At 72.0% G+C, this 16,624-nt stretch carries 17 protein-coding genes; 7 read left to right on the top strand and 10 right to left on the bottom strand.

The features are described 5' to 3' along the window. Positions 1–150 precede the first annotated feature (150 nt). Entirely contained in the window at positions 151–1,773 is a 1,623-nt protein-coding gene (locus ACFS27_RS25745) for an HNH endonuclease (RefSeq protein ID WP_377191190.1), read from the top strand. Here the strand turns inward: ACFS27_RS25745 and ACFS27_RS25750 are convergent. The 4 genes from ACFS27_RS25750 to ACFS27_RS25765 form a co-directional block, all read right to left on the bottom strand. After that, a complete protein-coding gene (locus tag ACFS27_RS25750; protein WP_377189511.1) occupies positions 1,677–2,519 on the bottom strand; it encodes a TIGR03620 family F420-dependent LLM class oxidoreductase in 843 nt (280 codons plus the stop codon). The two genes, ACFS27_RS25745 and ACFS27_RS25750, sit on opposite strands and share 97 nt — an antisense overlap. A 161-nt stretch (positions 2,520–2,680) precedes the next feature. Then, entirely contained in the window at positions 2,681–3,097 is a 417-nt protein-coding gene (locus ACFS27_RS25755; RefSeq protein WP_377189514.1) for a TFIIB-type zinc ribbon-containing protein, read from the bottom strand. A 76-nt stretch (positions 3,098–3,173) separates the two neighbouring features. Beyond that, the gene (locus ACFS27_RS25760) at positions 3,174–4,367 is read right to left on the bottom strand and encodes a hypothetical protein (RefSeq protein WP_377189517.1); all 1,194 of its coding nucleotides are present in this window, start codon (positions 4,365–4,367) and stop codon (positions 3,174–3,176) included. A gap of 2 nt (positions 4,368–4,369) precedes the next feature. Further along, complete coding sequence (locus ACFS27_RS25765) at positions 4,370–5,482, bottom strand: SPFH domain-containing protein (RefSeq protein ID WP_377189520.1); 1,113 nt, start codon at positions 5,480–5,482, stop codon at positions 4,370–4,372. Positions 5,483–5,729: 247 nt separating this feature from the next. Between ACFS27_RS25765 and ACFS27_RS25770 the strand changes: the two genes are divergently transcribed. Next, positions 5,730–6,113 (top strand): universal stress protein, encoded by a 384-nt coding sequence (locus ACFS27_RS25770; protein WP_377189523.1) that lies wholly within the window; start codon positions 5,730–5,732, stop codon positions 6,111–6,113. Positions 6,114–6,162: 49 nt separating this feature from the next. On the opposite strand, the gene ACFS27_RS25775 is transcribed toward ACFS27_RS25770, so the two are convergent. Beyond that, positions 6,163–7,062 (bottom strand): ketopantoate reductase family protein, encoded by a 900-nt coding sequence (locus ACFS27_RS25775; RefSeq protein ID WP_377189526.1) that lies wholly within the window; start codon positions 7,060–7,062, stop codon positions 6,163–6,165. A gap of 84 nt (positions 7,063–7,146) precedes the next feature. Between ACFS27_RS25775 and moaA the strand changes: the two genes are divergently transcribed. Continuing rightward, the gene (moaA, locus tag ACFS27_RS25780) at positions 7,147–8,289 is read left to right on the top strand and encodes a GTP 3',8-cyclase MoaA (RefSeq protein ID WP_377189529.1); all 1,143 of its coding nucleotides are present in this window, start codon (positions 7,147–7,149) and stop codon (positions 8,287–8,289) included. Positions 8,290–8,300: 11 nt separating this feature from the next. Here moaA and ACFS27_RS25785 read toward each other — a convergent pair whose 3' ends face one another. Both ACFS27_RS25785 and ACFS27_RS25790 read right to left on the bottom strand, forming a co-directional pair. Beyond that, a complete protein-coding gene (locus tag ACFS27_RS25785; protein ID WP_377191192.1) occupies positions 8,301–8,720 on the bottom strand; it encodes a molybdenum cofactor biosynthesis protein MoaE in 420 nt (139 codons plus the stop codon). 59 nt (positions 8,721–8,779) lie between these two features. Next, positions 8,780–10,018 (bottom strand): molybdopterin molybdotransferase MoeA, encoded by a 1,239-nt coding sequence (locus ACFS27_RS25790; protein ID WP_377189532.1) that lies wholly within the window; start codon positions 10,016–10,018, stop codon positions 8,780–8,782. Between the two features lie 96 nt (positions 10,019–10,114). Here ACFS27_RS25790 and ACFS27_RS25795 point away from each other — a divergent pair, with 96 nt between their 5' ends. Then, complete coding sequence (locus ACFS27_RS25795; RefSeq protein WP_377189535.1) at positions 10,115–10,753, top strand: hypothetical protein; 639 nt, start codon at positions 10,115–10,117, stop codon at positions 10,751–10,753. 9 nt (positions 10,754–10,762) lie between these two features. Here ACFS27_RS25795 and ACFS27_RS25800 read toward each other — a convergent pair whose 3' ends face one another. Further along, positions 10,763–11,269 (bottom strand): dsRBD fold-containing protein, encoded by a 507-nt coding sequence (locus ACFS27_RS25800; RefSeq protein ID WP_377189538.1) that lies wholly within the window; start codon positions 11,267–11,269, stop codon positions 10,763–10,765. A gap of 103 nt (positions 11,270–11,372) precedes the next feature. On the opposite strand from ACFS27_RS25800, the gene ACFS27_RS25805 reads away from it, so the two are divergent. From ACFS27_RS25805 to ACFS27_RS25815, 3 genes are all read left to right on the top strand, one after another. Then, the gene (locus ACFS27_RS25805; RefSeq protein WP_377189541.1) at positions 11,373–12,374 is read left to right on the top strand and encodes a S66 family peptidase; all 1,002 of its coding nucleotides are present in this window, start codon (positions 11,373–11,375) and stop codon (positions 12,372–12,374) included. A gap of 102 nt (positions 12,375–12,476) precedes the next feature. Beyond that, on the top strand, positions 12,477–12,896 hold the full coding sequence (locus ACFS27_RS25810) for an Hsp20/alpha crystallin family protein (protein ID WP_377189544.1): 420 nt from the start codon (positions 12,477–12,479) through the stop codon (positions 12,894–12,896). A 275-nt stretch (positions 12,897–13,171) separates the two neighbouring features. After that, entirely contained in the window at positions 13,172–14,464 is a 1,293-nt protein-coding gene (locus tag ACFS27_RS25815; protein ID WP_377189546.1) for a family 16 glycosylhydrolase, read from the top strand. 146 nt (positions 14,465–14,610) lie between these two features. On the opposite strand, the gene ACFS27_RS25820 is transcribed toward ACFS27_RS25815, so the two are convergent. Beyond that, entirely contained in the window at positions 14,611–15,639 is a 1,029-nt protein-coding gene (locus ACFS27_RS25820; protein ID WP_377189549.1) for an ornithine cyclodeaminase, read from the bottom strand. Next, on the bottom strand, positions 15,636–16,562 hold the full coding sequence (gene ddaH, locus ACFS27_RS25825) for a dimethylargininase (protein ID WP_377189552.1): 927 nt from the start codon (positions 16,560–16,562) through the stop codon (positions 15,636–15,638). The genes ACFS27_RS25820 and ddaH overlap by 4 nt, the downstream gene beginning before the upstream one ends. Positions 16,563–16,624 lie beyond the last annotated feature (62 nt).

Genomic DNA, 16,624 nt, shown 5'->3' on the forward strand with positions numbered 1-16,624 from the left:
CATCGAACGTGCGTGCTATATCTTCATGGCATGACGCGAAACGGTGAGGTGCCATCCCGAAGGGCCGACGGGCCTGACCTGTCCGTGCCGTTCGACGGCGTCACCACCGACGCGGCCAGTATCCGGGCGGTACGCGAGCTGCTGGCGGGCATGATCCTGCCAGGCGGCACCGACACGTCGTCGTCAGTCTCGAAGCAGGTGCAGGCGGAGTGGGTGGACCTGCTCGGTGAGCTGGAGGCGGTGAAGAACACCGTGGCCGCGGCCCAGGCGCGGTTGGCTGTCGCACTGTCGGAGGCGACGAAGTCTGACGAGGCCCGCCAGGGGATCCGGGCCGAGCGGCGGGGTCGTGGGGTGTCGAACCAGGTTGGTGCGGCGATGCAGGTCAGCCCGCACGCGGGTGCGGCGTTCCTTGGCACGGCCCGGGCGTGGGTCACGCAGATGCCGCATACGTTCGACGCCCTGCGCACGGGTGTGCTCTCGCAGTGGCGGGCGACGCTGATGGTGCGGGAGACGTCGCACCTCACGCCGGAGCATCGGGCCCGGATCGATGAGGAGGTCTGTGGTCCTGCGGGTCTGGCGGAGCTGGCTCGGCTGGGGACCAAGCGGTTGGTCGCCAGGGTCAAGGCGCTCGCTGCGCAGCTGGACGTGCATGCGTGTGTGAAGCGGAACGTGAAGGCTGTGGCGGAGCGGCGGGTCTCGGTGCGTCCGGCGCCCGACCTGATGGTCTACCTGACCGCGCTGGTGCCGATGCAGCAGGGGGTGCAGGCCTATGCGCAGCTCAAGGCGCACGCCGATGCCACCAAGGCTGCCGGTGACGGGCGGGGTGTCGGGCAGATCATGGCTGACACCCTGATCGAGCGGGTCACGGGCCGGGAGCCGGGTAAGGCGGAGGAGGTGCCGGTGACGATCAACCTGCTGGTCTCCGACCAGACGCTGCTGGCCGGTGGAGGCGAGCCCGGTGTGGTGCCGGAGGGTATGTCTGCGGGGGCGGGCACGGTCCCGGCCCTGGTGGCTCGGAATCTTGCGGCGCACGGGATCGGCGCCGACACGGCGTGGCTCCGCGCGATCTATGTCGACCCGCGTGGCCGGCTGCTGGCCACAACCTCGACGTCCCGGTTCCACCCGCCCGGTCTGGCCGTGTTGCTCCGGGCCCGGGAGCAGGGCGTCTGCGGCACGTCGTGGTGCGACGCGCCCGTGCGGCACATCGACCACATCCTTCCGCACGCCGAGGGTGGGCGGACCAGCCTCGCGAACGGGCAGGGCCTGTGCGCCCGGTGCAACCACGCGAAGCAGGCACCCGGGTGGGGGCAGCAGGCCACCACGGTCGACGGCCGGCACGCGGTCGAGACGGTCACACCGACGGGACACATCGCTGTCTCGGTCGTGCCCCGGCCACCGGAGCCCGTGAGACGTCAGGACGCGGGCTCTGCCGGTCAACCGAACCGGGCAGGCCAGCCGAACCGTGCAGGTCAACCGGTACCGGCGTGGGCCCCGGCCGTCGGCATGACCGGCCCCGCACCCGGGCGCATACCCCGCAGCCGGTACAGCATCGGCTGCAGCGTCCCGCGCTCCCGCGACACGGTCGCCTACCGCCCGCCCGGGCGGCGCGCGTCGACCCGTCGCAGGCGCCAACGCCGGTCCCGGCCTGATCTCACCTGGGCAGCAGGCGACACGATCTACCGGACGAGGGCCGGGTTCGCGGCGGCTACCGTGCGGGCCACCTCGATCGCGCCGGGCCGGGTGCCGTCGGAGAGCACCGAAAGGGCCACGTGATCAGCCCCGGCGTCCAGGTGTGCCTGCACTCCGGCAGCGATGGCGTCGGCGTCACCGACGGTCGAGACCGCATCGACCAGGTCGTCGCTCAGGTCGGCGATGTCGTCGTCACCGAAACCCATCCGGCGCGCGTTCGCGGCATACCCGCCGACACCCAGCAGGAAGCCGAGCGTTCCGCGCACGGCCTGCCGGGCACGGTCCACGTCGGCGTCCAGCACGACCAGCTGGTGCACCACCAGCGTCGCGTCCGGGCCGAGGATCTCCCGGGCCCATGCTGTGTAGCCGGGCGTCACCAGCATCGTGATGGCGCCCGCCGCGCGCTCGCGGGCGAGCTCCAGCTTGCGCGGACCGAGCGCCGCGACGAGCCGGCGACCGGCAGGCACCGGCACGCCCGTCGTGTCCAGCTCGTCGAGGAACGCACGTAGCCCGGCGAGCGGCCGAGCATTCCGCTGGGAAGCGCCGAAGCCCGCGACGAACCGCGCCGCCTCGCCGTCGTCCAGGAGGTTGACGAGGCGGGCGACGTCCGCGACCCCATGGAGGTCCAGCGGGATGATCCCTGGGGCGACCGCCACCTTCTCCGTCGCGCGCAGCAGCTCGACCAGCGGTTCCAGCGTCTCGAGCTGGCCGCCGGCCAGCCACAGCGTGGAGAAGCCCAGGCGCTCGGCCTCCGCCGCCTCCTTGAGGTGGGCGCGGTCGTCCGCCACGTTCAGCACCAGGCCCAGCGGCCCCAGGTCGAGCTCACTCATCAACGGCTCCCTCGCAGATCGCGGCCGGCGGCCGCTCGTCATGTCCTGCACGACGCTAGAACCTCAACCAAACCTGAGGTCAAGCGCCGCGGCGCGGAAACGCGGAAGTGCGCCGCCACCCACTGGGCAGCAGCGCACTTCCGGTCTGACGACGCGAAGCGTCAGAAGTCGAAGAGGTCCTCCAGGAAGGACTCCTTGCGCTTCTTCTTGTAGCGCGGGTCGTACCGACGGTCGCCGTCATAACGGCGGTCGCCGTCGTAGCGGCGGTCCCGGTCGTAACGGCGGTCGTCGTCCCGCCGACGGTCGTCGTACCTCGGGTCGTAGGCCGGCTGCGGCGAGCCGTACGGGCCTGCCTGCACCGGGTTCGGCACCGGCGGCGCCTGGGGCGCCGGGGCGACGGGAGGGGCCGGTGTCGTCGGCCGGTTCTCGGCGGCGATCTCGTTCTCCACCGAGCGGTCGATGACCTTGTCGAGCTCACCACGGTCGAGCCACACGCCACGACACGTGGGGCAGTAGTCGATCTCGATCCCCTTGCGCTCGGACATGACGAGCGTGGTCTGGTCGATGGGGCACAGCATCGTAAGAGTCTCCTTGCGGTCGTCGTCTGCAGGTCACCAACGGACGGGCCGGACGTGCGGTTCCGCGACGCCAGGATCAGACGCCGGGTTCCACGTAGAGCCCAACGCTCTCACGCGCCGCTGGATCGCCAAAGAGCACGAGCCCCGAGTAGACGACGGTCGTCGCCCCGCCGTCCTGGGACGCCACCACCAGCCACACGATCGCGGCGACCAGAGCCAGTCCGGCGATGACCGCCAGCGTGATCTTCCAGGCGGACCAGGGACGCTCGCCCACCACCTCGGCCGTGCGCGCGTTGACCAGCACCTGGAACGGCTTGCCGCCGTACAGGTACGTCGCGATCCACACCGGCAGCAGCAAGAGCTTGTACGTGATGTCGGAGTAGCCCGTGTCCACGTGGTGCACGCGCTGGACGTCGCCTCCGATGTCCCGCTCGCAGTCGTTCTCGATCACCGGCGCCATCTTCTGCTTCGCCACGTCGAGCCCGGCCTCCGGCTCGACGTCGTACCGCAGCGTCTCGTAGCCGGCCAGGTAGTCGGGCTGGTACTGCGCCGCCTGCTCCAGCGGCCACGGGTTGAGCTTGGCCAGGTGCTCGGGCATGACCCGCCCCGTCCCCGCGACGAGCACGTCGTCGAAGGCCCGCGCCACCGTGCCGGACGCCGGGTACCAGCGGGTCTTCTGCACCTGCCGGGTGTGGGTCTGGCTCCGGCCCTCCGAGTCGGTGGTGGTGTACGTCTCGGTGACCCAGTAGTGCTCGCCGCGCTGCCCCGTGTAGGCGGACCGGGTCTGCGCGTCGAACGTCCAGTGCGGCAGGTAGACGCCGTGCGCCTGCTCAGCGGACACCACCTTCTTCAGGGCCGACGGCGCGAACCACCGCGAGCGCACCCACTTCTGCAGGGCGCTCTGCATCGACAGCCTGTCGACCCCGAAGGGGAGCACCGCCTCCGGCTCGACCAGGCCGAGCGCCTCGACCTCCGCGACCATCGGCGAGCCGCAGAACCCGCACTTCTGCGACAGGTGGTCGCTGGTGGTCATCGCGCCGCACGTGCCGCACCGGTAGTCGTGCGTGGCCGGCGCGGCGGGGCGCGGCGTCGCGGCGAGGCTCGCGAAGTCGTGCTCGCGTACCTCGCCGACGGCGGTGACCTGCTGAGTGTGCCCGCAGTACGGGCAGGTCAGCGTCCCGGTCCCGGCCGCGAACTCGACGCTGGCCCCGCACTGCTCGCAGGGGTAGGCGTGGTGGGCTGTCGTGCCGCCCTCGGTGAGCTCCGCCATCGTCAGGCCTGCGGCGGGAGGGGCGGCGGGGTGGCGCCGAGGTGCTTCGCGACGTCGGGCACCGAGGACGCCGGCTCCCAGGCCGCCATCCCGGCGCGCCAGATGAGCGTCCCGGGCGTCAGGGCGCCTGCGGCTGCCTGGGCGGCCAGCGCGGCGTCGTCGTACGGGCCGGTCTGCGCACCGCCGTTGCCCAGGTACCAGCCGGGCAGCGGCGGCGGACCTGCCGCAGGGGCCGCTGCGGCAGGTGCCGGCTGGGTGGGCGGCACTATCGCGTTCCCGACCGACTGGCCGAGCCCCATGCCGATCACGGCGCCTGCGCTCCCGCCGCCCTCGGCCGCTGCCTCCATCGCGGCGCCCGCCTGGAACTGCTGGAACGCGGCCATGCTGCCGACGGTCCCTGAGGACACGATGCCCATGGACGTGCGCTTGTCGAGCGCCTCCTCGACCTCCGGCGGCAGGGAGATGTTCTCGATGACGAAGTTCGGCACGGAGATGCCCAGCTCAGCGAGCTCGTCGGTGAGCTTGGTCGCGAGCTGGGTGCCGAGCTCCGCGTGGTGGGCGGCGAGGTCGATCACCGGGATCCCTGCGGACGCGAGCGCGCTCGCGAGGTGGCTCACGACGTTCTGGCGCAGGTACTCGTGCACCTCGTCGGTACGGAACTGCGGGTCGGTGCCGACGAGCTCACGCAGCAGCCTCTGCGGGTCGGTGACGCGGGCGGCGAACGCGCCGAAGGCGCGCAGGCGCACCATGCCCAGCTCCGGGTCCCGCATCATGACGGGGTTCTTCGTGCCCCATTTCAGGTCGGTGAACTGGCGGGTGCTGACGAAGTACACCTCTGCCTTGAAGGGCGAGTGGAAGCCGTACTTCCAGCCCTTCAGCGTCGACAGGACGGGCAGGTTCTGGGTCTCGAGGGTGTAGGTGCCCGGCTCGAACACGTCGGCGATCAGGCCCTCGTTGACGAAGACGGCGGCCTGCGACTCGCGCACGACGAGCTGTGCGCCCATCTTGATCTCGTTCTCGTACCGGGGGAACCGCCACACGATGGTGTCCCGTGTGTCGTCGAGCCATTCGACGATGTCGACCAGCTCGCCCTTGATCTTGTCCAGCAGGCCCATGACGTGCTCCTTCGTTCTCAACCGATCCGGCCGCTCGCCCGGACGCTGCAAGCACTCGGACCCTACAAGTCCGGCGGCCCCGGCGAAACGAAAAGGGCACCGTCCGGTGCCGCGACCGTGCGGGCAGGCGTGGCGGCCCGGACGACGGTTCACGTGGCAGCGGACGACTGCCGGACCCCCTGACATGTGAGAGAGTTTCACCAGCAGGGGTGACACCCGGCGAACCTGTCCGGAGGTGCAAGGACCGATGACCGTCCTCGTGGCGTACAACGAGTCGCCCCAGGGTGAGGCCGCGATGCGCGCCGCCGTCACCGAGGCGGTGCGACGCCGGCAAGGGCTGGCAGTCCTCGTCCTCACGCCGCAGGTAGGTGTCAACGTCCCCGCCGCGCTGGCGCACCTGCTCGACACCGTCCCCGGCACCGTCACGGTCGCGCCGATCACCTTCCGGTCGGAGCTGTCCGACGTCGCCGACGCGATCGTCGACCAGGCCGAGGCCGTCGCGGCGGACCTCGTGGTGATCGGCTCCCGCAAGCACTCGACGGTCGGCAAGTTCCTCGTCGGGTCGACGACGCAGCGGGTGCTGCTCGACTCCCCCGCACCGGTCCTGGTGGTCAAGGCCGGCTACGCCTGACTGCGCTTTCTTCAGGTCCCGGAGGGGCGAACGTCCAGCTCTCGACGGGTCAGCCCGGGTGGGCGGCGCGGGTGGCGATCCTGGTGATGACGTCGTCCAGGTGCGGGGTCGGGAGGCCGTGAGACGCCGCCCGGCGGCGCACCGCCCCGCCGATGGCGTCGAGCTCACCCTCGCGGCCGGCCTCGATGTCCGCCTGCAAGGACGACCGCATCGGCGCGGGGAAACCGCCGAGGATGCCCTGCAGGTCCTCGCCCGTGGTCGGCACGCCCTCGGCGGAGGCCGTCGCGGCGATCTCGGCCAGCAGGCCGGACGTCAGGGCGGGGTCGCGGGTCAGGGCGTCGCCGATGCCGGTGGCCCAGGCGGACGTCAGGAGCGCGAGCGGCGCGAGGAAGCGCAACTTCTTCCACAGCACCTCCTCGTCGGTGCCGCCCGTGATCACCTCGATGGGCGTGTCCCGCAGGGCGGCCACGACGACGAGCTCCGTCGCGTCGTCGGGCACGACCGCCCGGAGCAGGGTGCCGCGGTGGCGAACGAGGGCCGGCCCGAAGCCGCCGGCGCCCGTACGCAGCGTCTCGCCGGCGATGGTGGCGCCCACGACACGCACGCCTGGCAGTGCCGCGCGCAGCACTGCCAGGTGGTCCAGGCCGTTGAGCAGGGACAGCACCTCCGTCGGCGCGGTGCCGGCGAGCAGCGCGGCGGCGTCCGCGACGCCCTCCGCCTTGACCGCCACGATCACGCGGGCGCCGTGCGGGACCTCCGTCGTCGCGGCCAGCGGGGCGTGCCACGTCCCGAACTCGTCGGTCGCCACGTCCAGGCCGTGCTCCGTGATCTGCCGGGCCGTCTTCTCCCGAGCGACCACGACGACGTCGTGCCCCGCCTGCTGGAGCATCGCGGCGGTGAGGCCGCCGATCGCGCCCGGGCCGATGATCGCGATGAGGTTGTCAGTCATGGGCCACATCGTAGGCAGCCGTCGATCCACCCCTGGGCCCCACACACGACTCAGCCGCTGCCGACACTGGTCTAGGCTCGGAGCATGGCAGCCGTCACGCTCGGAATCCCGTCGGTCCGAGGCCTGCCGCGGCGCGCTGCCACACCGGCAGGCAAGCCGCGCCCCGACACCCCGCTCCTCGTCGACCGGTACGGACGCGTCGCGCGCGACCTGCGCGTGTCCATCACGACGGCGTGCTCCCTGCGCTGCACCTACTGCATGCCCGCAGAAGGGCTGCCTCTGGTGCCGCAGGACGAGCTGATGACGCCGGAGGAGATCGGTCGGCTCGTCGGCATCGGCGTACGGGACCTCGGCATCCGCGACATCCGCTTCACCGGTGGTGAGCCGCTCATGCGGCGCGACCTGGAGCAGATCATCGGCGCCGCGCGGACGGCGGCCGACGACGCCATGTCGTCCGTCGAGGCAGGACGCACCACCACCCGGGCGACTCCCGAACGCGTCCGCATCGCCATGACCTCGAACGCCCTCGGCCTCGACAAGCGCGTGGGCACGCTGGTCGCGGCCGGACTGGACCGGGTCAACGTCTCGCTCGACACGGTGGACCGGGAGGCGTTCGCGACCCTGACCCGGCGCGACCGCCTGGACGACGTGCTCAAGGGAATCCGCGCGGCCCTCGCCGCGGGGCTGGCGCCGGTCAAGATCAACGCCGTGCTCCTGCCCGAGACCCTCGCGGGCGCCGCGGACCTGCTCGCCTGGGCCGTCGAGCACGGCTGCAACCTCCGCTTCATCGAGGAGATGCCGCTCGACGCGGACGGGCAGTGGACGCGCGACGACGTCGTGAGCGCGGCCGACCTGCTGAGCCGGCTCGAAGAACGGTTCACGCTGACCCCGGCGGGCCGCGAGGACCCCTCAGCCCCGGCCGAGGAGTGGTTGGTGGGCGACGGTCCTGCGACCGTCGGCATCATCGCCTCCGTGACCCGTTCCTTCTGCGGCGCCTGCGACCGTACCCGGCTGACGGCAGAGGGCACCGTCCGGTCGTGCCTGTTCGGGAACGAGGAGACGGACCTGAAGGCGCTGCTGCGCAACGGCGCGACGGACGACGAGGTCGGCGACGCGTGGCGGGCCGCCATGTGGGCGAAGCCCCGCGCGCACGGCAGCGACGCCGTCGAGCTCGCGGCCGACGCCTTCGCCGACACCGAGCGCAGCATGGGTGCGATCGGCGGCTGAGCGTCGGCCGCCTACAGACCGACCCACTCGGACTCGCCGTCGGTGAACTGCTGCTTCTTCCAGATCGGCACCTCGGCCTTGATGCGCTCCACCAGCAGGGAACAGGCCTCGAACGCCTCCTTGCGGTGTCCCGCCGACGCCGACGCCACGAGTGCGACGTCCCCGACCTCGAGGTGCCCGTACCGGTGGGTGGCCGCCACGCGCAGGCCCGTCTCCGCGGCCACCGCCTGACACACTTTTTGTAGAACACCTGTCGCGTCAGGGTGCGCCTCGTAGTCGAGGCTCGTGACGGCGCGGCCGCCGTCGTCGTCGCGCACCACACCGCGGAACGTGACCACCGCACCGCACTCGGGCGCCGCCACCGCTTCCTCGACCGCCCGACCGATCGCATCGTCGAGCACGTCCTGCGTCACCCGCACGACCTCGTTCATCAGTTCTCCCTCGCCGTCGTCGGCCGAACCTGTCACACCCACCGGCGGCGCGCCCTGCGTCACAGCGGCCACACCGTCACCTCTGCACCATCGGACAGCGTGGTCGTGGCGGCGGGGACGTCGATCAGCACGTCCGCAGCCGCCATCGACGCCACGAGGTGCGACCCCGGCCCACCGACCACGGCGACCCGCGCGCCGGCACCGGCGTCGGCGACCCAGCGCCCGCGCAGCAGCTGCCGCTTCCCGTCCGGCGAGCCGACGGCCGCGTCGAGCACCGCCGGAACCGGCTCGACGGGCGGCAGGCTGCTCGCCTGCCGCAGGATGTCGCGGAGGAACACGACGAACGAGACCTGGGCACTGACCGGGTTGCCCGGGAAGGTCAGCACCGGCTTGCCCGCGACCCTCCCGAGGCCCTGCGGCCCGCCGGGCTGCATGGCCACGGAGCGGAAGGTGACGTCCGGCAGTGCCTCCTTGACCACCTCGTACGCCCCCTGGCTCACTCCGCCGGTCGTCAGGACGACGTCGCAGAGCGCCGCCGCCCGCTCCAGGCCCATCCGGACGATCTCCGGCTCGTCGGGAACGGTCAGGCGCAGGCCGACCCGGCCGCCCGCCGCACGGACGGCTGCCGCGAGGGCCGGACCGTTCGCGTCCCAGATCTGGCCGGGGCCCGGCTCGCCGTCCGGCGCGACGAGCTCGCTCCCCGTCGACACGATGGCCACGGAGACCGGCACGCGGACCGTCAGCCGGGCGATGCCGCACGCGGCGGCCGCCGCCACGTGGTGCGGCGCCAGCACCGTGCCTGCGCGCAGCACGACGGCGCCCTCCGGCACGTCGGACCCGGGCTCCCGCACGAACTCCCCGGCGTCCCGGCCGCGCAGCACCTCTACCTTCGTCACGGAGTCGTCGTGGACGCCGTTGAAGGTCACGTGGTCGGTGTCCTCGACGGGGACCACCGCGTCGGCGCCCGCGGGGACGGGCGCGCCGGTCATGATGCGGACCGCGGTACCCGGCTCCAGCGCAGCGGGCTCGCCCGGCGCCGCGGCCACGTCACCCGCGACGGGCAGGGTGACGGGTGTCCCGGGGCCTGCCGAGGCGACGTCGGCCGCACGCACCGCGAACCCGTCCATCTGCGAGTTGCGGAAGCGGGGCAGCGGCACCGGCGCGACGACGTCGCGCGCAAGGACCCGCCCGAGCACCTCCCGGTGGATGGATACCTCTTCCGTCGGCCGGTCTGCGAGCTCCGCGAGGAGCTCCGCGACGTCGGCCCGATGCTGTTCCACGTCAACGCGCTCGCTCATGTCCGCAACCTACCCGGCGTACCGGGGGCAAAGCACACCGGGGCCGGACACGCCCGCGCTATGGCGCCGGAGCCGCGCCGGACGACAGAATCGACCATGCACATCCACGCGCTGAGCAACAACGGGACCACCCCCGACGGCGCTCTCGTGCGCCGGGAGTCGCAGACCCACGACGGCCTGCGGGTGCTCGACTCCGTGCTCGCCATGCGGCCCACCCCCGACGTCGTGCTGCGGGCCAGGCAACGGGTCGAGTTCGACGGCGACGTGCGCCGCTGGGTGCGCTACTCCCTGCAGCGCGAGCCCGGCGGCGTGGACGTGGCGTTCGAACGTGCCGAGCTGCCGCCAGGGGTCGGTGACGGCGTGCCGTCGTTCGCGCGCTACCTGCTGGTGCTGGAGCTCGCGACGGTGGGCGCGTGGGTCGAGTACACCCAGCTCGACGACGCCGACCCCACGCGCACGCAGCACGCTCTGCTGGTGCGCACCGACACCCAGCCGCTCTTGCTGCCGGACGGCGTCTCGACGTCGGCGATGCGCATCGACCAGCTCCTCGACGGCAGCCCTGCGAACGCCTTCTGGTGCGACAACTTCGGCGTGCTCCAGGCCGACTACATCGAGACGTTCCCCGACGGCAGCCAGATCACCGGGGTCTCGTGGCGCACCACGTGGGAGGGCATCGAGCCGTGGCTGGACGCCGAGGTGCGTGCCGCGCTGTGCGCCTCCGGCATCCTTGCGTAGTCCGTGGAGCTACCGGTGGACGTGTGCCTTGTGCCCGACCGCCGCCGAGACGTCCTTCTCCGCCACGGCGAGCAGGCGGTCGGCCAGCCGGCGCAGCGCCCGGCCGGCGGCGAGCTCGTCGCCGATCAGCGGCACCTCAGGGTCCTCCGGTGCCTTCCTGGCGTGCCCGACGCCGCGCAGCGCGTCCGACGGGCCGTTCATCACCGTGGCCTCCGCCGTCGTGCTGCCCCCTGACTCGACCACTGTGATCCGCACGTCCCAGGTGAGCGCGCGCCCCTGCCGCACCTCGCCCGGTCCCGCCGGCTCACCCGGCACACCGAGAGCCGCCCGGGCCGCCGGATCGACGACGGTGTCGGCGCCGGGGTAGACGAGCGTCTCCTCGCCCGTGTCCGACCACCTCACCCGGTAGGGCGGCGTGCCGTCGGCATGGGGGCACTCGGTGATCACGCCGTCGCGCACCGCGCCGCCGACCACACCCGAGGCCGTGACTATCCGGTCGCCCACTGCTGCCTTCATCGGGTCCTCCTCGCGTCGTTGCGAACCCTTCCATCATCGCCCCGGATACCGGTCTGCGGCACCCTCACCGGGACGGCCGGCACGGTGACCATAGGCTCAGGGCATGTCAGCGCACGCACAGACCCGCCTTCCGCCCAGGCTCCGGGCCGGCGACACCCTCCGGGTGGTCGCGCCGGCCATGTCGCGGGCGATGATCATGGAGCACGACAACACCCGGTGGATCGACGAGCGGTTCGCCGCCATGGGTCTCACCCTCACGTTCGGTGCGCACGTCGACGAGGACGACCAGTTCCGCAGCGGCTCGATCGAGCACCGGGTGGCGGACCTGCACGCCGCGTTCGCCGACCCCTCCGTCGCCGGGATCCTCACCGTGATCGGCGGGTTCAACAGCAACGAGCTGCTCCCCCACCTGGACTTCGACCTCATCGCGGCCCACCCGAAGGTCTTCTGCGGGTACTCGGACATCACGGCGCTGCAGAACGCGATCCTCGCCCGCACGGGCCTGGTCACCTACTCGGGCCCGCACTGGTCGAGCTGGGGCATGCGCGACCACTTCGAGCCGACCGGCGACTGGTTCAGGGCCGCGGTCATGGAGGACGCCCCGATCGCCGTCAAACCCGCGCAGGCGTGGACGGACGACCCCTGGTTCATGGACCAGGACACCCGCACGCCCGTCCCGAACGAGGGCTGGTGGCCGCTGTGCCCAGGGCAGGCGTCGGGTCGGGTCGTCGGCGGCAACCTCGCCACGCTCGGCCTGCTGCAGGGCACCGCGTACATGCCGTCTCTCGACGGCGCGCTCCTGTTCGTCGAGGACGACTTCGAGTCGGACGCCGCTCACGTCGCGCGCACCCTCACCTCGCTGCTCCAGCAGCCCGGCGCCGACGGCATCACCGGCCTCGTGATCGGCCGGTTCCAGGGCACCTCCGCGGTGACCCGCGCGGCCCTCGACGAGATCGTCGCGCGCCAGCCGGCGCTGCGGGGCAAGCCAGTGCTGGCCGGCGTGGACTTCGGGCACACGAGCCCGCTGCTCACGCTCCCGGTCGGCGGGACCGCTGAGGTCGCCGTCGCAGGGGACGCGACGAGCCTGACCATCACCCGGCACTGACGGCGGCTGACCGCAGCCCTCGTCCGCCGTCGGCGAACCCGGAAATTGAGTCGGGTCGACTCAGGTTGAACTGATCATCAACCCCATCCGGAGGAGAACATCATGACCGCCGTTCTGACCCGTTCACCGTTCGCCCAGACCTGGCTCCGCGACCCGTGGAGCCCGCAGTCAGCCGTCGCCGAGGGCCCCGTGCCCGCTGCCGACGTCTACCGCGAGGGCGAGGACCTCGTCGCCCGCCTCGACCTGCCGGGTGTCGACCCGGCCACCGACATCACCGTCGAGGTCGAGGGGCGCAAGCTCGTCGTGCGCGGCGAGCGCAAGGACCAGCGTTCGGAGGAGTCCGAGGGCCGCCGCATCTCGGAGGTCCGCTTCGGCTCCTTCCGCCGCACGGTCACGCTGCCGAAGACCGTGGACGGCGACGCCGTCCGCGCGTCCTACGACGCCGGCGTGCTGACGGTCACCGTCCCTGGCGTCTTCGCCGGCACGACGCCGCAGCGCATCGAGGTCACCACCGCCGCCTGATCACGTCAGCGGCACCACGACGGCGTCCGACCGCTCCCCGCGGCCGGGCGCCGTCCGCATGCGCGGGCCACGCCGCCGTGGGACGACCGTGGGGAAAACCCGTATGTGCTGATCAGGCCGTTGTGAACCCGGTATGGCACACCGATACTTTTCGTGAGTACTCGTCGGCTCTCACGCACCGCCGTGGCACACCGGAGTGCACGTGCGACTGCCGCAGTCATGCCTGTCGCGCGGCTCCGTGCGGTGGGGGGAACACGTTCGCGAAGGAGCGTTCGATGCGTAGCACGAGACACCGCACGACCCGCACTGTCCTGACGGCGACCGCCGCCCTGACCCTCGTCCTGTCGGCCTCGCTCGTCGCCTCCGCGGCCACGGCGAAGGCGCCGGACGCCGTGGCGGCACCCGACACGGGCCCTGCCTCGTCAGCGTCCGACACCTCCGCCGCTGCCGCCGCGCTGACCTGGTCGGACGAGTTCGACGGGCCGGCGGGCGCCGCCCCGAACCCCGCCAACTGGAACCTGGAGACCGGCGCGGGCGGCTGGGGCAACAACGAGCTGCAGAACTACACCAGCTCCCGGCAGAACTCGGCGCTCGACGGGAACGGGAACCTCGTCATCACCGCCCGCCAGGACGGCAACGGCGGCTACACCTCGGCGCGGATGACGACCAAGGGCAAGGTCCAGCCGCAGTACGGGCACCTCGAGGCCCGGATCAAGATCCCACGCGGCCAAGGCATCTGGCCCGCGTTCTGGATGCTCGGCGGTCAGTTCCCCGGCACGCCGTGGCCGAACTCCGGCGAGATCGACATCATGGAGAACATCGGCAGGGAGCCCCACCTGGTGCACGGCACCCTGCACGGCCCGGGCTACTCCGGCGGCAACCCGATCACCGGGCAGTACCAGCACCCGCAGGGCTGGTCGTTCGCCGATGACTTCCACACCTTCGCCATCGACTGGAGCCCCAACTCCATCACCTGGCTCGTGGACGGCAACGCCTACCAGACCTTCACCACGGCGAACACCGGCAGCAACCCGTGGGTCTTCAACCAGCCGTTCTTCTTCATCCTGAACGTCGCCGTCGGCGGCAACTGGCCCGGCTACCCCGACGGCACCACCCAGTTCCCGCAGCAGATGGTCGTCGACTACGTCCGCGTCTACGACTCGACGGGCGGCGGTGGCGGCGGCTCTACCGGCACGGTCACCGCGAGCAACGGGATCTGCCTCGACGTCGCAGGGGCGGGAACGGCCAACGGCACGCCCATCCAGCTCGCCCACTGCAACGGCGGCCAGGCCCAGCAGTGGACCGTCGGCTCGGACGGCACCGTCCGCGCGCTCGGCAAGTGTCTCGACGTCGCGGGCGGCGGCACGGCGGCGGGCACAGCGGTCCAGCTCTGGGAGTGCAACGGGACGGGCGCTCAGCAGTGGGCACGCACGAGCGGCACCCAGGCGCTGCGCAACCCGCAGTCCGGGCGCTGCCTGCAACCCGTCGGACGGGTGCAGAACGACGGCACCCGCACCGAGATCGCCAACTGTGACGGGAGCGCCGTCCAGCGCTGGACCCTGCCGTAGCGGACCTCGGCGGCCGAGCGCGTCACCGGCGTGTCGCGGCGGGGACAGCCTACGAACGGGAGGTGTGTTGCTCTGCGTAGAACCTGTCTACGCAGAGAAACACACCCCGCAGACGTGGGCTCACCTCGCCACCGTCAGGCGATCGGTCAGGCCTGTGCCACCAGGGAGTAGAGGTCCTTCGGGTCCGTCGGCTCGGCGATCAGGTCGAGGTGCTGGAGCAGCTCCGGCGCGTTCGCCGTCACGTCCTCGAGCACGAACTTCAGCGCCGTCCAGTCCTCCACGGCGAAGCCGACGGAGTCCCACACGATCAGCTCGTCCTGGCTCCGGCGACCCTGCTCGGCACCGGTGATGACCTCCCACAGCTCGGTGACCGGGAAGTCGGCCGCCTGGCGCTGGATCTCGCCCTCGATGCGGGTCTGCTCAGGCAGCTCCACGAACACGCTCGCGCGTGCAACGATCGCCGGGTCCAGCTCGGTCTTGCCCGGGCAGTCGCCGCCGATCGCGTTGATGAACACCCCGCCGGTGACGTCGGCGTCGTGCAGCACGGTCGCATTCTGCTTGTCGGCGGTGCAGGTGGTGATCACGTCGGCACCACGGGCCGCGTCAGCGGCGTCGTCGGCCAGGACGACGTCGAAGCCGAGCGCCTTGGCGTGCCCCGCCAGCTTCTCCATCGCGTCGCGGTCGACGTCGAAGATCCGCAGCGTCTCGATGCCCAGCTCCGCGCGCATGCCGAGGGCCTGGAACTCGGCCTGCGAGCCGCATCCGATCAGGGCGAGCGTGCGGGACCCGGCCGGCGCGAGGTACCGGGCGGCCAGCGCCGACGTCGCGGCCGTCCGCAGCGCGGTCAGGAGCGTCATCTCGGCGAGGAACGTCGGGTAGCCGTTGCGGACGGAGGCCAGCATGCCGATCGCGGTCACCGTCTGGAACCCGAGAGCCGGGTTCAGCGGGTGCCCGTTGACGAGCTTGAACCCGTAGGTCTCCTCGTCGGAGGTGGGCATGAGCTCGATGACGCCGTCGGTCGAGTGCGACGCGATGCGCGGCCGCTTGTCGAGCTCCGGCCAGCGGGCGAAGTCGCGCTCCAGGGCGTCGGTGAGCGCGGCGATGGCCGCCTCGGGGCCGCGACGGGCCACCCAGCGGGCAGTGGCAGCGACGTCGAGGTACGGAACAGTGGTCATCGCGGGGTCTCCTCTGTGGTGGCGGTCGCGGCAGCGGCGTCGGGACGCAGCTCGAGCGTGCAGCACTTGACCGAGCCGCCGCCCTTGAAGATCTCGGACAGGTCGATACCGACAGGCACGAACCCGCGCTCCTTGAGCGCGTCGGCGTAGTCCCGGGCACGCTCGCTGAGGAACACGTGCAGCCCGTCGGACACGACGTTCAGCCCGAGCACGGCGGCGTCCTCGGCGCCGACGAGGATGGCGTCGGGGAAGAGGCGGCGCAGGGTCTCCTGGGCGGCCGGGCTGAACGCCTCCGGGTGGTAGGCGACGACGGTCTCGCCGGACACGGCGCCGTCGTCGAGCACCGAGAGTGCCGTGTCGAGGTGGTAGTAGCGCGGGTCGACCAGCTCGAGCGGGACCAGCTCGATGCCCTGCTCGGCCAGCTCCAGCCGCTCGGCCACCTCGGCGTGGCCTGCGGGCGTGGTGCGGAAGCCGGTGCCGGCGAGGAGCACCTTGCCGATGAGCAGCAGGTCGCCCTCGCCCTCCATGGTCTCGACGGCCTCGCCGAGCCGGCGGTAGCCCTGAGCGGCGGGAGTGTCGAACCAGCGGTCGTACGCGGGGCCCTCGGCCGCGCGCTCGGGGTAGGTGAACCGGGCCGCGAGCGCCCGTCCACCGACGACGATCCCGCCGTTGGCCGCGTAGACCATGTCGGGCAGGCCTGGCTCGGGCTCGATGACGTCGACCCGGTGCCCGCGTGCCTCGTAGGTGGCGCGGAGCACCTCCCACTGTGCGAGGGCCTTTGCGGTGTCGACCGGCGAGGACGGGTCCATCCAGGGGTTGATGGCATAGACGACGTCGAAGTACGTGGGCGGGCACATGAGGTAGTGCCTCGGTGTGGCGATCCGCTGTGCGGTGGTCTGCGGCTGCGCGGTGGTCTGCGTCATGTCGTGAGGCTACGGCCGCACCGATTCACAACAAGCACGCATCCGTTGCGCATTCAGCCACG

This window comes from Promicromonospora vindobonensis, from assembly GCF_042685865.1.
Taxonomy (GTDB): Bacteria; Actinomycetota; Actinomycetes; order Actinomycetales; family Cellulomonadaceae; genus Promicromonospora; species Promicromonospora vindobonensis.

Coding starts and splice junctions, on each gene's coding strand:
- ACFS27_RS25800 (WP_377189538.1), bottom strand. CDS start 11,269: ATGAAGGCAGCAGTGGGCGACCGGATAGTCACGGCCTCGGGTGTGGTC.
- moaA (WP_377189529.1), top strand. CDS start 7,147: ATGGCAGCCGTCACGCTCGGAATCCCGTCGGTCCGAGGCCTGCCGCGG.
- ACFS27_RS25750 (WP_377189511.1), bottom strand. CDS start 2,519: ATGAGTGAGCTCGACCTGGGGCCGCTGGGCCTGGTGCTGAACGTGGCG.
- ACFS27_RS25790 (WP_377189532.1), bottom strand. CDS start 10,018: ATGAGCGAGCGCGTTGACGTGGAACAGCATCGGGCCGACGTCGCGGAG.
- ACFS27_RS25805 (WP_377189541.1), top strand. CDS start 11,373: ATGTCAGCGCACGCACAGACCCGCCTTCCGCCCAGGCTCCGGGCCGGC.
- ACFS27_RS25785 (WP_377191192.1), bottom strand. CDS start 8,720: ATGAACGAGGTCGTGCGGGTGACGCAGGACGTGCTCGACGATGCGATC.
- ddaH (WP_377189552.1), bottom strand. CDS start 16,562: ATGACGCAGACCACCGCGCAGCCGCAGACCACCGCACAGCGGATCGCC.
- ACFS27_RS25795 (WP_377189535.1), top strand. CDS start 10,115: ATGCACATCCACGCGCTGAGCAACAACGGGACCACCCCCGACGGCGCT.
- ACFS27_RS25745 (WP_377191190.1), top strand. CDS start 151: ATGATCCTGCCAGGCGGCACCGACACGTCGTCGTCAGTCTCGAAGCAG.
- ACFS27_RS25765 (WP_377189520.1), bottom strand. CDS start 5,482: ATGGGCCTGCTGGACAAGATCAAGGGCGAGCTGGTCGACATCGTCGAA.
- ACFS27_RS25755 (WP_377189514.1), bottom strand. CDS start 3,097: ATGCTGTGCCCCATCGACCAGACCACGCTCGTCATGTCCGAGCGCAAG.
- ACFS27_RS25810 (WP_377189544.1), top strand. CDS start 12,477: ATGACCGCCGTTCTGACCCGTTCACCGTTCGCCCAGACCTGGCTCCGC.
- ACFS27_RS25820 (WP_377189549.1), bottom strand. CDS start 15,639: ATGACCACTGTTCCGTACCTCGACGTCGCTGCCACTGCCCGCTGGGTG.
- ACFS27_RS25760 (WP_377189517.1), bottom strand. CDS start 4,367: ATGGCGGAGCTCACCGAGGGCGGCACGACAGCCCACCACGCCTACCCC.
- ACFS27_RS25770 (WP_377189523.1), top strand. CDS start 5,730: ATGACCGTCCTCGTGGCGTACAACGAGTCGCCCCAGGGTGAGGCCGCG.
- ACFS27_RS25815 (WP_377189546.1), top strand. CDS start 13,172: ATGCGTAGCACGAGACACCGCACGACCCGCACTGTCCTGACGGCGACC.
- ACFS27_RS25775 (WP_377189526.1), bottom strand. CDS start 7,062: ATGACTGACAACCTCATCGCGATCATCGGCCCGGGCGCGATCGGCGGC.